This window comes from Mycobacterium sp. PTI7 (genome assembly GCF_056679845.1).
Genome location: NZ_CM155252.1, coordinates 3,619,438 through 3,633,563, shown reverse-complemented (window position 1 = coordinate 3,633,563; position 14,126 = coordinate 3,619,438). Strand labels below are relative to the sequence as shown.

General features: G+C 68.7%; 10 protein-coding genes and 2 pseudogenes. 7 read left to right on the top strand and 5 right to left on the bottom strand.

Annotation, left to right across the window (positions count from 1 at the left end; all coding sequences use genetic code 11):
• Nucleotides 1-685 precede the first annotated feature (685 nt).
• From AC1MEY_RS17420 to AC1MEY_RS17405, 4 genes and pseudogenes are all read right to left on the bottom strand, one after another.
• Nucleotides 686-850: pseudogene (locus AC1MEY_RS17420) on the bottom strand (PGRS repeat-containing protein); the annotation flags it as partial.
• Between the two features lie 673 nt (nucleotides 851-1,523).
• Nucleotides 1,524-2,330: pseudogene (ku, locus tag AC1MEY_RS17415) on the bottom strand (non-homologous end joining protein Ku); the annotation flags it as partial.
• 21 nt (nucleotides 2,331-2,351) lie between these two features.
• Nucleotides 2,352-3,266, bottom strand: a complete 915-nt coding sequence (locus AC1MEY_RS17410) for a carbohydrate kinase family protein (RefSeq protein ID WP_480226702.1) — start codon at nucleotides 3,264-3,266, stop codon at nucleotides 2,352-2,354.
• Complete coding sequence (locus tag AC1MEY_RS17405; RefSeq protein WP_480226701.1) at nucleotides 3,263-4,675, bottom strand: mannitol dehydrogenase family protein; 1,413 nt, start codon at nucleotides 4,673-4,675, stop codon at nucleotides 3,263-3,265. Before AC1MEY_RS17405 ends, AC1MEY_RS17410 begins: the two co-directional genes overlap by 4 nt.
• Before the next feature lie 253 nt (nucleotides 4,676-4,928).
• On the opposite strand from AC1MEY_RS17405, the gene AC1MEY_RS17400 reads away from it, so the two are divergent.
• Genes AC1MEY_RS17400 through AC1MEY_RS17375 form a run of 6 tightly spaced genes read left to right on the top strand, consistent with a single transcriptional unit; the run spans nucleotide 4,929 to nucleotide 11,553 of the window.
• A complete protein-coding gene (locus AC1MEY_RS17400) occupies nucleotides 4,929-5,876 on the top strand; it encodes a sugar-binding transcriptional regulator (RefSeq protein ID WP_480231534.1) in 948 nt (315 codons plus the stop codon).
• Between the two features lie 13 nt (nucleotides 5,877-5,889).
• Complete coding sequence (locus AC1MEY_RS17395; protein WP_480226700.1) at nucleotides 5,890-7,260, top strand: ABC transporter substrate-binding protein; 1,371 nt, start codon at nucleotides 5,890-5,892, stop codon at nucleotides 7,258-7,260.
• The gene (locus tag AC1MEY_RS17390) at nucleotides 7,260-8,234 is read left to right on the top strand and encodes a carbohydrate ABC transporter permease (protein WP_480226699.1); all 975 of its coding nucleotides are present in this window, start codon (nucleotides 7,260-7,262) and stop codon (nucleotides 8,232-8,234) included. The genes AC1MEY_RS17395 and AC1MEY_RS17390 overlap by 1 nt, the downstream gene beginning before the upstream one ends.
• A gap of 2 nt (nucleotides 8,235-8,236) precedes the next feature.
• Nucleotides 8,237-9,106 (top strand): carbohydrate ABC transporter permease, encoded by an 870-nt coding sequence (locus AC1MEY_RS17385; RefSeq protein WP_480226698.1) that lies wholly within the window; start codon nucleotides 8,237-8,239, stop codon nucleotides 9,104-9,106.
• A gap of 32 nt (nucleotides 9,107-9,138) precedes the next feature.
• Nucleotides 9,139-10,227, top strand: coding sequence for an ABC transporter ATP-binding protein (locus AC1MEY_RS17380; RefSeq protein WP_480226697.1), 1,089 nt, complete (start codon nucleotides 9,139-9,141; stop codon nucleotides 10,225-10,227).
• 60 nt (nucleotides 10,228-10,287) lie between these two features.
• A complete protein-coding gene (locus tag AC1MEY_RS17375; RefSeq protein ID WP_480226696.1) occupies nucleotides 10,288-11,553 on the top strand; it encodes a DUF4032 domain-containing protein in 1,266 nt (421 codons plus the stop codon).
• Here AC1MEY_RS17375 and AC1MEY_RS17370 read toward each other — a convergent pair.
• Nucleotides 11,550-11,783, bottom strand: coding sequence for a hypothetical protein (locus AC1MEY_RS17370; protein WP_480226695.1), 234 nt, complete (start codon nucleotides 11,781-11,783; stop codon nucleotides 11,550-11,552). The genes AC1MEY_RS17375 and AC1MEY_RS17370 overlap by 4 nt on opposite strands.
• Before the next feature lie 32 nt (nucleotides 11,784-11,815).
• Here AC1MEY_RS17370 and AC1MEY_RS17365 point away from each other — a divergent pair, with 32 nt between their 5' ends.
• The gene (locus AC1MEY_RS17365) at nucleotides 11,816-14,113 is read left to right on the top strand and encodes an ATP-dependent DNA ligase (protein ID WP_480226694.1); all 2,298 of its coding nucleotides are present in this window, start codon (nucleotides 11,816-11,818) and stop codon (nucleotides 14,111-14,113) included.
• Nucleotides 14,114-14,126 lie beyond the last annotated feature (13 nt).

Here is a 14,126-nt window from a genome sequence, read left to right as displayed (position 1 = left end):
CCGGTGCTCCCGCGCCGCCGGGACCACCGTCGCCGCCCGCGCCGGGCGTGCCGGGTCCCGGTCCGGGGCCGACGTTGCCACCCGCGCCACCTGCTCCGCCCGCAGCACCCGCACCGCCCGCGCCGCCGCTGCCGCCCGACCCCGCACGGGTGGGTTCGCGCCCCACCGAGTTGATGTCGCCACCATTGCCGCCGGCGCCGCCCGTCGAGCCCGCGGCGCTGTTGCCGCCATTGCCCCCGTTGCCGCCGATGGCGGTCTGCCCGAGCGGTGCCCCGAACGAAGCCCCGCCGCCGTCGCCGCCGCTGCCGCCGGAACCCGTCGTCAGGCCTGAGTTCCCGCCGTTGCCACCAGCGCCGCCGACCCCCGAGCCGGACGGACTGCCAACGCCTTTGCCGCCGGTGCCGCCGTCGCCACCGTTCCCGCCGAGGCCGGCCTGGCCGCCCGAGCCACCGGCGCCACCGGTCGCGATGTCGAACGCGGCACCTGCGTCGCCGCCCGCTCCGCCGTCGCCGCCGTCGCCGAGACCGATGGCATTGCCGCCTACGCCGCCGTTACCGGCGCTGGCACCGAAGAAGATCCCCACGGCGTAGCCGCCTGCGCCGCCCGCACCGCCGTTGCCGATGAACAGGCCGCCGTTGCCGCCCCTCCCACCGTTGCCTGCGACCGCTCTGTTCTCGGATTGCGCGTTCGCGCCCGCACCGCCGGCGCCGCCGTTGCCGAACAGCCCGGCGTTTCCACCGCTGCCACCCGGTCCACCGTCGATGCCGACGCCGCCCGCTCCGCCGTTGCCGAACAGCAGCCCGCCGTTGCCGCCGTTCTGGCCCGGCCCGCCCGCCGCGCCGTTGCCGATGAAGAAGCCGATGAAGTCGCCGATGACGTTGGGCGCAGGCAGCGCGGCGATCGCCGCGGAGGGAGCGAGCGCCATCCGAGCCGGCGTCGTCTGCGCCGACCCGTCGACGCTGCACAGGAGCAGGCAGTCGAGCTGGGCGGGCGACTGCGGCAGGTCGAAGCCCGTCGACACCAGGCGCACGTCGTGCTCGTACGGCGCTACCGCGTCAGGGGTCGCCGCGACGCAGAAGGCCGCGCCCGTGAGGGCCACACCGGCGACCAAGGGCAGACGAAGAGAGGTGTGCATGACGTCCTTAGCTGACGAGGCGGCCACTCACGTGGCTGAGCCTGACAAGTGCTCGAGGCACCAGTTATAGCAGCCACTTCGGACGCCGAGTCGCGCGATCGAAGATTTTGACGCTCGGCGCGGTCAATTTGCCCGTCAGTGGCGCGTACTCCCGTCGGAAGCGTCGTGGCGAGACGTCAGCAACGAGGCGCTAGGACTTCTTGGCCGCAGCCTTCTTCGCCGCGGTCTTCTTGGCGGGTGCCTTCTTGGCGGCGGTCTTCTTGGCCGCAGCCTTGGCCGGAGCCTTCTTCGCCGCCGACTTGGCGGGCGCCTTCTTGGCGGGCTTCGCGTCCTCGTCCTCGTCATCCGACGACGAATCAGACGAGTCCGACGACTCGGACGACTCCGACGACGACGCCCCACCCTTGCGCGCCTTCACGCTCGCCTCGAGCTTGGCCAGCAGGTCGGACACGTCGTCGGTCTCGTCGAGGTTCTCGGGTTCGGACTCCTCGGTGCTGAACGCCTCGCCACCCTCGAGCTTGGCAGCCACCAGTTCGCGCAGCTGCTCCTGGTAGTCGTCGCGGAACTGGTCGGGGTGGAAGTCGTCGGTCATCGACTCGACCACCTGGCCGGCCATCTTCAGCTCGGCGGGCTTGACCTCCACCTCCTTGTCAAGGATGGGGAAGTCGGGGTCACGAATCTCGTCGGGCCAGAGCAGCGTGTGGATGACCATGACGTCGCGCTTGCTGAAGTCCTTGACCCGCAGCGCAGCCAGGCGGGTCTTGTTGCGCAGCGCAAAGTGCACGATGGCCACGCGGTCGGTGTCGGCAAGCGTCTTGGCCAGCAGCACGTACGACTTGGACGACTTCGAGTCCGGTTCGAGGAAGTAGCTCTTGTCGTACATCAGCGGGTCGAGTTGTTCGGCGGGGATGAACTCGACGACCTCGATCTCGCGGCTGCGTTCCTCGGGCATCGTCGCGATGTCCTCGTCGGTGATGATCACCGTCTGACCGTCGTCGGAGTCGTAGGCCTTGGCGATGTCGCGGTACTCGACCACTTCGCCGCAGACCTCGCACACCCGCTTGTAGCGGATGCGTCCGTTGTCCTTGGCGTGCACCTGGTGGAACTTGATGTCGTGGTCTTCGGTCGCGCTGTAGACCTTGACCGGCACGTTCACCAGCCCAAAGGCGATCGAACCCTTCCAGATGGAACGCATGACCCAGTATTGCCCATTTGGTCAGCGTCGACGCAGAGCGGCACGATCCGGTAGGTCCGCGCCCGCCCGGGCCACCACGTACGCCGAGACGTCCGCCGCCGCGCGGAGCACGTCCGCGAGTGCCGACGTGCCGATCGAGGCGAGGTCCGCGCGCCGCGCGGCGCCCAGCAGGTCGAGCGACCACAGCGCGTCGATCAGGCCTGTCATGAACGCGTCGCCCGCGCCCACGGTGTCCACCACCTCGACCGGCGGGGCCTCGACGTCGACGCTGCCCGCCGCGCACACCGCGTACGACCCGTCCCCGCCCCTCGTCACGGCGACGATCGCGGGGCCGGCCGCGTGCCATGCCGCCGCGATCTCCTCGGGGGTGCGCGACGGGTCGATCCAGTGCAGGTCCTCGTCGCTGACCTTGACGACGTCGGCGGTCGCGACGAGCCGGTCGATGCGGCCGATCGCCTGCTCGCGGTCGGTGATCAGCGCCGGCCGCACGTTGGGGTCGTAGGTGATGGTCGCCGCGGCGCGGTAGGCGTCGATCAGGGCGGCCGTCGCCAGCGCACCCGGGTCGAGGAACGCCGCGATGGAGCCGGTGTGCGCGACGATCGGCGGCGCCACCTCGGGCGTGCCCGACAGTCGCCAGTCGAGGTCGAAGTCGTAGGTGGCACCGCCGGCCGCGTCCAGCCGCGCGCGGGCGGTGGGCGTGCGCTCGGCGTCGGTGCTGCCCGGCACGAGGTGGACGCCCGACGCGGACACGTGGTCGGCGATGCGGCGGCCGCGCTCGTCGGTGCCGATGTGGGTGAGGAAGTCGACTCCGCGGTCGAGCCGGCCCAGTCCCACGGCGACGTTGAGCGGGCTGCCGCCGACGTGCTCGCCGGTGACGGCGCCGTCGCGCTCGACGACGTCGATCAGCGCCTCGCCGATGACGAGCGCTCGGGTCACGAGGTCTTCATCAGCTGTTCGAGCGTCGCGCGGGATCCGTTCTCGTGCAACGACTCCAGGGCCCACAGGTACGCCTCGACGAACCGCGGCTGCTGGGCGAGGTCGCCGAACAGCGCGGTGTTCTCGATGAACGCCGTCGGGTTTTCCAGCTGCGACTTGGCCAGCGGCACCAGCGTGTCGGCGAGCTGGTCCTGCACGTCGATCGGTTCGCCCTGCTCGTCGACGCCCTCGGCGTAGCGGGCCCAGCTGGCGACGACGGCCGCGGACAGTGCGATCGGCGCACCGGACTTCAGGTTCTCCCGGACCACGGGCAGCAGCCACTGCGGGATGCGGTCCGACGAGCCGAAGCAGAGGCGCACGATAGTGTCGCGCACACCGGGATTGGCGAAGCGCTCGATCGCGGTCTCCTTGTACTCCGGCAGGTCGATGCCAGGTACGGGCAGCAGCGTCGGCGTCCCCTCCTCGTCCATGTAGCGCTTGAGGAACGCGGCGAACAGCGGGTCGCCCGCGGCGTCGTGCACGAGGCGGTACCCGGCCAGGTACGCGAAGTAGCAGAGCGCCTGGTGGCCCGCGTTGAGCAGGCGCAGCTTCATCAGTTCGTAGGGCATGACGTCGTCGACGACCATGACGCCGACGTCCTCGTAACGCGGGCGGCCGTCGGAGAAGTGGTCCTCGAGCACCCACGCCGTGAACGGTTCTGCTGCGACGGGCCATTCGTCGTCGATGCCGAACTCGCTGCGAACCGTCTCGATCACCTCGGGTGAGGTGGCCGGCGTGATGCGGTCGACCATCGAGTTGGGGAAGCGGGTGTGCTCGGCCATCCACGCCGCCAGGTCGGGGTGTTCCCGTTCGGCGTAGGCGGTGAAGGCCTCGCGGGCGACGTCGCCGTTGCCCTCGATGTTGTCGCACGACACGATCGTCGGGGACGGCAGACCGCGCTCCCGGCGCCGTTCGAGCGCGGCGGTGACGAGGCCGAAGACGCTGTCGGGTCCCGCGTCGCCGATCGAGTAGCCGCCCTCGGTGATGGTGAGCGACACGATGCGGGTGGTCGGGGCGGCGATCAGTTCGATGACGCCCTCGGGGTCGTCGGGGGCGAACCGGTAGTCGACGATCGAGCCGATGACGCGGGCCTCGCGGCCACCGTCGGCGCGCAGGGCCAGCAGCGTGTAGAGCCCGTCCTGGGCGGCCATCACGTCGGCCATCCGGCGATCGCCGGGCAGGACGCCGACGCCGCAGATGCCCCACTCGTTGGCGTCGCCGCGTTCGAGCAGCCGGTCGACGTACATCGCCTGGTGTGCGCGGTGGAATCCACCGACGCCGAAATGCACTATGCCGACGGTGATCTCGCTGCGGTCGTAACCGGGCTTGGCGATGGACACCTGGGGGAGGTTCGCGTTGTCGAGTTTCATGACGCCGTCATCACCGTCCCGACGTTACCCGGCGAGGCAATGGCCCCGGGGCGCCTCGGTGAGGTCGATCGACCGTTTCCGTGCCGTCCCGAGACGGGAGCTGAAAGTGTTGTGTGCGTCACACCCGACATGTTAGCGTGATGAACACTTACTCGCACCCCTGAGCATTTGTTCACCAATTTGAGAGGTGGCAGACCGCACCGTGCACGCGTCCGCGCCGACCTCCGGGTCATCTCCGACGACCAGCGGCCGACTGGCCGACGGGTCCGAGAACTTCGGTGGGGCCACCCCCGAAGACCTCCGGCTGGCTCTGCGCGCCGCGACGCTCTACTACCTCGACGGGCTCACGCAGGCGGAGATCGCCGCGAAGCTCGGGGTGTCCCGGCCGACCGCCGGCCGGCTCATCGCACGCGCCAAGTCGAAGGGCCTGGTGCGCATCGAGGTGATCGTCCCGCCGATGCTCAAGGACGATCTGCACGCCGACGAGGAGCGTCAGCTCGAGGAGCGCTTCGGCATCACCGAGGCCGTCGTGACCGGGCATCTCGGCAGGGCGTCCGCGGCACTGCTGATGCGACGCCTGTCCCAGGACGACGTGCTGGGCTTCACCTGGGGTCCGGAGCAGGTGGCGGCGGTGTCCTCGCTCAGCCCCGGCGTGGCCAACTGCCGGGTGATCGTCCAACTCGACGGCGCGATGTCGACGGCCTCGTACCAGACCGGCATGGAGTTCATCCTCAGCCGCAGCGCCGACATGCTGCGCGCCGACGCGATGCGACTGCCCGCGCCCCTGTACGCGGATGCCTCCACGGTGGCGTCGCTGCGCACCGACTCCGTGATCTCCCGGACGCTCGACGCGGGTCGCCACGCCGACACGATGCTGTTCGGCGTCGGCTCGGTGTCCACGTCGACGACGTTGTTCGAGGGCAGCTTCCTCGACGTCCGCATGCTCGACGAGCTGATCACGCTCGGCGCCGTCGGCGAGATCGGCGGCAGGTTCTTCGATGCCCAGGGCGCGCCCGTCGAGACCGAACTCGCCCAGCGTGCGGTGTCCGTGCCGCTCGAGGACATCCGCAAGTGCGAGAAGACCATCCTCATCTGCAGCGGTCCGGAGAAGCACGTGGCGACCCATGCGGCGCTGCTCGGCGGACTCGCGAAGCTCTTGGTATGTGACATCGATTGTGCCCGTTGGTTGTTGAATCAGTGAGAGGTTGACCGGTATGCAGACTCGACGAAGAGTTCTCCATCGTGCGGCGGCATGCGCCGCGGCGGTGGGTCTGACGTTCACGGCGGGGTGCTCCGGTGCCGGCAGCCTCGGTGCGTCCGAGAACGAAGTGACGATCGCGCTGGTCTCCAACTCGCAGATGACCGACGCGCAGGAGCTGTCCTCGGAATTCGAGAAGGACAACCCCGGCACCAAGCTGAAGTTCGTCTCGCTGTCGGAGAACCAGGCGCGCGCCAAGATCACGATGTCGGCGGCCATGGGCGGCAGCGAGTTCGACGTCTCGATGATCAGCAACTTCGAGACGCCGCAGTGGGCCAGGGACGGGTGGCTGCTGCCGCTGAACGAGTACGCGAACAACACGCCCGGCTACGACATGAACGACTTCATCCCGTCGCTGCGCGAGTCGCTGTCCTACGAGGGAAACATGTACTCGGTGCCGTTCTACGGCGAGTCGTCGTTCCTGATGTACCGCAAGGACCTCTTCGAACAGGCCGGCATCCAGATCAACCAGGATCCGAACTACCAGCCGACGTGGCAGGAGGTCGGGCAGTGGGCGAAGACGCTGAAGACCAACGACCGGGCTGGGATCTGCCTGCGCGGCAAGCCCGGCTGGGGTGAGGTGCTCGCCCCGCTCGACACCGTCATCAACACCTTCGGGGGACGCTGGTTCGACGACCAGTGGAACGCCCAGTTGAACAGCCCCCAGGTGAAGGAGGCCGTCAACTTCTACGTCAACACCATCAAGGAGTCCGGCGAACTGGGAGCGTCCTCGACGGGATTCCAGGAGTGCGCCAACCTCTTCGGTCAGGGCCAGACGGCCATGTGGTACGACGCGACGTCGGCGGTCTCGACGCTCGAGGATCCCAAGACCTACCCGGACCTGGTGGGCAAGATCGGCTACCTGCCCGCACCGATCGTCGAGAAGCCCAACTCGGGATGGCTCTACACCTGGGCGCTCGGCATCCCGAAGGGCGCCAAGAACCCCGACGGCGCCTGGAAGTTCATCTCGTGGATGACGAGCAAGGACTACATGAAGCTGGTCGGCGAGAAGCTCGGCTGGGAGCGGGTGCCGCCCGGTAGCCGGACCTCGACCTACACCGAACTGCCGGAGTACGCGGCGGTGTCGAAGTCCTACGGGCCGCTGACGCTCAAGTCGATCACCAATGCGACGCCCGACAAGCCCACGGTGCAACCGGTTCCGTACACCGGCGTGCAGTTCGTCGGCATCCCGGAGTTCCAGGATCTCGGGACCCGGGTGAGCCAGCAGATCAGCGCAGCGATCGCCGGTCAGATCTCGGTGGACGCCGCACTCGATCAATCCCAGCAATACGCCGAGGTCGTCGGCAAGACCTACCAGGAGAAGTGATGACTCTTACTGCCGATACCGGCGCCGACACCGGCGAAGCGGAGGTGGCCGAGCGCGTCCGGAAGATCCGGGAGCGCCAGGACGTCGGCGTCAGCCGCGCCGAGGGGTGGCGCAGGCGCGGGCCGCTGCTCCCCGCACTCATCTTCATGATCGCCGTGACGCAGGTGCCGTTCCTGTTCACGCTGTACTACTCGACGCTGTCGTGGAACCTGGTCCGGCCGGGATCGCGAGAGTTCGTGGGGATCAACAACTACGTGGCGGTGGTCAAGGACAGCCAGTTCTGGTCCGTGGCCCTCAACACCGTGATCCTGATCGTCGGCGTGGTGCTGATCTCGGCGCTGCTCGGGCTGGGGATCGCGCTGCTGCTCGATCGCGCCTTCCTCGGCCGCGGCGTCGTCCGGACGCTGCTGATCACCCCGTTCCTCATCACACCCGTTGCGGGAGCGCTGATCTGGAAGACCACGATCCTCGATCCCACCAACGGCATCCTCAACTGGGTGCTCTCGCTGGTGGGCATCGGCCCGGTGGACTGGATCGGGCAGTTCCCGCTGACGATGGTGATGGTCGAGCTGATCTGGCAGTGGACGCCGTTCATGATGCTGCTGATCCTGGCCGGTCTGACGTCGATGCCCCGCGACCAGCTCGAGGCGGGCCGGGTCGACGGAGCCGGCGCGTTCCAGCTCTTCCGGGAGCTGACTCTGCCCCACCTCCGCCGCTTCATCGAGCTGGGCGTGGTGCTCGGTGCGGTCTACCTGGTCAACACGTTCGACGCCATCTTCATGATGACGCAGGGCGGGCCGGGCGTCGCCAGCGCGAACCTGCCGTTCTACATCTATCAGCGCGCGTTCCTCGGCTTCGACATGGGCCAGGCCGCCGCCATGGGCGTGGTGGTCGTCATCTTCACGATGATCATCGCCAGCTTCGCCCTCCGCTTGATCTTCAAATCGTTCTCCGGCAAGGAAGAGGCGGCGTAATCGTGACGACCACAGTCGAAAAGACCACGGCGAGTCCGAATCCGGCTCCCGTCCGCAAGAAGAAGTCGAAGAAGTTCAGCCCGTGGGGCGTGGTGGCGTGGCTCGTCGGGATCGGGTTCTTCTTCCCGGTGTTCTGGATGGTCCTGACGTCGTTCAAGCAGGAGAGCGCGGCCGCGACCAATCCGCCGACCCTGTTCTTCACCCCCACGCTGGATCAGTACACCGCGGTGTTCGCCCAGGGCATCGGAACGGCGATGCTGAACTCGGTGTTCGCCACCGTGATGTCGACCGTCCTGGTGCTGGTGCTGGGGGTGCCCGCCGCATTCGCCCTGTCGCTGCGACCCGTCAAGGGGACCTCCGACGCACTGTTCTTCTTCATGAGCACCAAGATGCTGCCGGTCGTCGCGGCGATCCTGCCGCTGTACGTGATCGTGTCGAACACGGGCCTGCTGGACAACATCTGGGCTCTCGTCATCCTCTACACGTCGATGAACCTGCCCATCGCCGTGTGGATGATGCGCTCGTTCTTCCTCGAGGTACCCGGTGAGCTCCTCGAGGCCGCCAGCCTCGACGGCGCGAGCCTGTGGCGGTCGGTGCGCGAGGTCATCCTGCCGCTGGTGTCACCCGGCATCGCGGCCACCGCGCTCATCTGCGTGATCTTCGCGTGGAACGAGTTCTTCCTCGCGGTGAACCTGACCGCGGTGAACGCCCAGACCATGCCCGTCTACCTCGTCGGCTTCATCGCCGGTGAGGGCCAGTACTGGGCCGTGCTGTCGGCGGCCGCGACGATGGCCGCCCTCCCGGTGATCCTGTGCGGCTGGTTCGCCCAGAACAAGCTGGTGCGCGGTCTGTCCTTCGGCGCGATCAAGTAACCCCCTTACCTCGAAGAAGAGAGAGCACTGACATGGCATCGATCACCTACAAGAACGCGTCCTGCATCTACGAGGGCTCCGACAAGCTCGCCGTCGACAACCTCAACCTCGACATCCAGGACGGCGAGTTCGTCGTCCTCGTCGGCCCGTCCGGCTCGGGCAAGAGCACCGCACTGCGCATGCTCGCCGGCCTCGAGGACATCGACGAGGGATCCATCGAGATCGGCGGCAAGGACATGACGGGCGTGCCGTCGAAGGACCGCGACATCGCGATGGTCTTCCAGAACTACGCGCTGTACCCGAACAAGACCGTCGCCGAGAACATGGGCTTCGCGCTCAAGCTGCGCGGCGTGTCCGCCGAGGAGCGGCGCGCGAAGGTCGAGGAGGCCGCCAAGGTCCTCGACCTGACCGAGCACCTGGATCGCAAGCCCGCCAAGCTGTCCGGCGGTCAGCGGCAGCGCGTGGCGATGGGCCGCGCGATCGTCCGCGAGCCGCAGGTGTTCTGCATGGACGAGCCGCTGTCCAACCTCGACGCCAAGCTCCGCGTGCAGACCCGCACCCAGATCGCCGCCCTGCAGCGGCGTCTCGGCACCACGACCGTCTACGTCACCCACGACCAGGTCGAGGCCATGACGATGGGTGACCGGGTGGCCGTGCTGCGCTTCGGCAAGCTGCAGCAGTTCGCATCGCCCAACGAGCTGTACGACCGCCCCGCGAACGCGTTCGTCGCCGGCTTCATCGGCTCGCCCGCGATGAACCTGTTCACCGCGCAGATCGCCGAGAATGGCGTCCGCGTGGGCGATTCGGTGTTCGAGCTGGAGCGCGACCAGGTGTCGCTCCTGGCGGGCGCCGGCCTCAAGGAGGTGACGATCGGCATCCGGCCCGAGCAGCTCGAGGTCACCGACTCCGGTGGCGTCGAGGTGGTCGTCGACCTGGTCGAGGACCTCGGCAGCGAGGCCTACGTCTACACCCATGCGGGCTCCGGCCCGGGTGGCGTCGAGCTGGTGGCGCGCTCCAACCCGCGCACGGCACCCCGGCTGGCCGACACCGTGCGGCTGCGCAGGCATCCGGAGGGGGCGGTGCACCTGTTCCACCCCGAGTCCGGCGAACGCCTGAACTGACGTGCAGGCGCCCTCGGCGGGCAGTCCACGCAAGCGCGGCTCCAGCGGAGCGACCCGGGGATGACACCCGAGTTACGGCTCCGGGCATCCACACCCGGACTGCTCGCCCTGCCGTGGGACCGGCCGCTGTCGGAGTGGCGGGCCCCCGAGGTCGCGCTGCGCGACATGGCCGTCGGCCCGAGCCGGCACCTGGTGAAGTTCGTCGACGCCGACGACAAGCTGTGGGCCGTCAAGGACATGCCGGCGCGGATCGCGGTCAAGGAGTTCGACGTGTTGCGCCGGCTCGAGGACATGGGGCTGCCCGCCGTCCACCCGGCAGGTCTGGTGCTGCAGCCGGAGTTCGACACCGCGATCCTCGTCACCCGCTACCTCGAGGGGTCGTGGCAGTACCGCCGAATGTTCATGCGGCTGCCGCCCGACCAGCCGAAGCACCGCGCGCGGCTGCTCGACGCGATGGCGGGCCTGCTGGTCGAACTGCACCGGCACGGCGTCTTCTGGGGTGACTGTTCGCTCGCCAACACGCTCTTCTCGCGCGACGGGCAGCTGCTGCAGGCGTGGTTCGTCGACGCCGAGACCTCCGAGGTGCACCCGACCCTGAGTCGCGGGCAGCGCGGCTGGGATCTCGACATCGCCGTCGAGAACGTGGCGATGGGGATGGTGGACCTCGCCGAGCGGCTGGAGCGCCCAGAGGAGCTGCACGACACCCTCATCGCCGAGGCCGAGCAGGTTCGGGTCCGTTACGAGGAACTGTGGGCGGTGCTGCACGCCGAGCCGGTGTTCGGCTTCAGCGACCGCTACCGCGTCGAGGGCACCATCCGCCGGCTCAACGACCTGGGGTTCGCGATCGACGAGATGACCCTGCACCCCGAGGTCGACGATCCCAACCGGATGCGTGCGCGCGTCGTGGTGGGGGACCGTCGCTACCACGCGCAGCGACTCCAGGAACTGACCGGACTCGACGTCGGGGAGGGGCAGGCGCGCATCCTGCTCGGCGACCTCTACGCCTACCAGGCGCAGCTGATCGCCGAGGCGGGCCACGACGTCGACGAGTCGACCGCCGCGCGGCTCTGGGTGATCGAGGTGCTGACCCCCTACGAATTGCTGGCGCACGACGCGGTGCACCACACGGGCACACCCATCCAGGCGTACTGCGACATGCTGGAGGTGCGGTGGCTGCTCAGCGAGCAGGCGGGCCGGGACGTCGGCACGAACAAGGCGCTCGCCGCGCTCAATGGTGACGTGATCCCCGTCGACTCGGCCGCGAAGCTGGCGATCGCCGAGGTGCCCACCGAGCCGTTTGAGGTCATCGTCCTCGACGACGACTAGATCGCCGGGACGTTGTCCGGAGTCAGGCCGCTCGGCAGATTGGGTGACAAGCCGGACTTCTCGGTCTCGTCGCGGGTCATCACCCTCGACGAGCCGGCCCGGCAGTTCGAGTCCATCGGCGTCTGGTCACCCGTGCAGTAGGGCACCAGGTCCTGCGGGTCGGCGGCGGCCGGCGCGGCGCCCAGCTGCACGGCCGCGGTGGCCGCACAGATCAACAGCGCCGTCTTCACTGGTCCCACGCTACAACGGGTAATAGCGTGACATGGTGGATCGCTGCGGCCGGGTCAAGCTGACCAATCCCGACAAGGTGCTCTACCCCGCCACGGGGACCACCAAGGCCGAGATCTTCGACTACTACGTGGCGATCGCCGACGCGATGATCCCGCACATCGCGGGCCGGCCGGTCACCCGCAAGCGCTGGCCCAACGGCGTCGGGCAGCCCGACTTCTTCGAGAAGCAGCTGGCGTCGTCGGCACCGGATTGGCTGGATCGCGGCTCGGTGACGCACAAGTCGGGCACCACGACCTACCCGGTTCTGGACAGCCGCGAGGGGCTGGCGTGGGTGGCGCAGCAGGCGTCGCTGGAGGTGCACGTCCCGCAGTGGCGCTTCCTCGACGAGACGACGCCGGGGCCCGCGACGCGGATCGTGTTCGATCTCGACCCCGGCGAGGACGTGACGTTCCGCCAGCTGTGCGAGGTCGCGCACGAGGTCCGCGGCTTCATCACCGACATCGGCTTGACCACCTACCCGCTGACCAGCGGCAGCAAGGGCCTGCACCTGTACGTGCCGCTGGCCGAGCCGGTCAGCTCGCAGGGCGCGTCGGTGCTGGCCAAGCGGATCGCGGTGCAGCTCGAGAAGCAGATGCCCAAGCAGGTCACCGCGACCATGACCAAGAGTCTGCGAGCGGGCAAGGTCTTCCTCGACTGGAGCCAGAACAGCGCCGCGAAGACGACCATCGCGCCGTACTCGATGCGCGGCCGGGACGAGCCGACGGTCGCGGCGCCGCGCACCTGGGAGGAGATCGAGGACCCCGACCTGCGCCACCTGCGGTTCGACGAGGTGCTCGCGCGAGTCGAACGGGACGGTGATCTGCTCGACGGCCTCGACGAGCCGGCGCCGCTGCCGGACAAGCTCACCACCTACCGCAGCATGCGCGACTCGTCCAAGACACCCGAGCCGGTGCCGCGCGCGTCGCCGGCGACCGGGAACGAGGTTGAAGGTCGCCGCCGGGGCGGCTCCGGTGACACGTTCGTCATCCAGGAACACCACGCGACCCGGCTGCACTACGACTTCCGCCTGGAACGACACGGCGTGCTGGTGTCGTGGGCGGTGCCGAAGAACCTGCCCGAGACGCCGTCGGTGAATCACCTCGCCGTGCACACCGAGGACCATCCGCTCGAGTACGCGACCTTCGAGGGGACGATTCCCAAGGGGGAGTACGGCGGCGGCGAGGTGACCGTGTGGGACGCGGGGACCTACGAGACCGAGAAGTTCAACGACAACCCACCCGACGGACCGGACAAGGGCGGCGAGGTGATCGTCACGCTGCACGGCTCGAAGATCGAGGGCCGGTACGCGCTCATCCAGACCGGTGGCAAGAACTGGCTGGCGCACCGCATGAAGGAGCAGCCCCAGCCGACGCCCGAGGATGTCAAACCCATGCTGGCGACACATGGTTCGGTGTCGAAGCTCACGAAGGTGGTGTGGGCGTTCGAGGGCAAGTGGGACGGCTATCGGCTGCTCGTCGACGCCGATCACGGTGAGCTGCGACTACGGTCGCGCAGCGGCCGCGACGTCACCGGGGAGTACCCGCAGTTGCGCGCGCTCGCCGCCGACCTGGCCGACCACCACGTGATCCTCGACGGTGAGGCAGTAGCCCTCGACGAGAACGGCGTGCCGAGCTTCGGGCTGATGCAGAACCGCGCCACGTCCACCCGCGTCGAGTTCTGGGCGTTCGACGTGCTGTCCCTCGACGGTCGAAGCCTGTTGCGCGCCAAGTACTCCGATCGACGTCGGATCCTGGAGACACTGGCCGAGGCGGGCGGTCTGATCGTGCCCGACCAGCTACCCGGCGACGGTCCCGACGCGCTGGAGCATGCCCGAGCGCAACGCTGGGAGGGCGTGGTCGCCAAGAAGCGGGACTCCACCTATCAGCCGGGCCGCCGCTCGCAGTCCTGGATCAAGGACAAGCTGTGGCTCACACAGGAGATCGTGATCGGCGGCTGGCGGGCCGGTGAGGGCGGACGCACCAGCGGCATCGGCGCCCTGCTGATCGGGGTCCCCGAGGGCGACGGCCTGACCTTCGCCGGCCGCGTCGGCACGGGCTTCACCGACAAGGACCTGGCCAACCTGAAGAAGACGCTCGCGCCGCTGAAGACCGACGATTCACCGTTCACGACGCGCCTCACCGGGCCCGACGCCAAGGGCGTCACGTTCGTCCGCCCGGAACTGGTGGGCGAGGTGCGCTTCAGTGAGCGGACGTCGGACGGCCGGCTGCGTCAGCCGAGTTGGCGGGGGCTGCGGCCGGACAAGTCGCCTGACGAGGTGGTGTGGGAGTGATGGCCCCGGACGT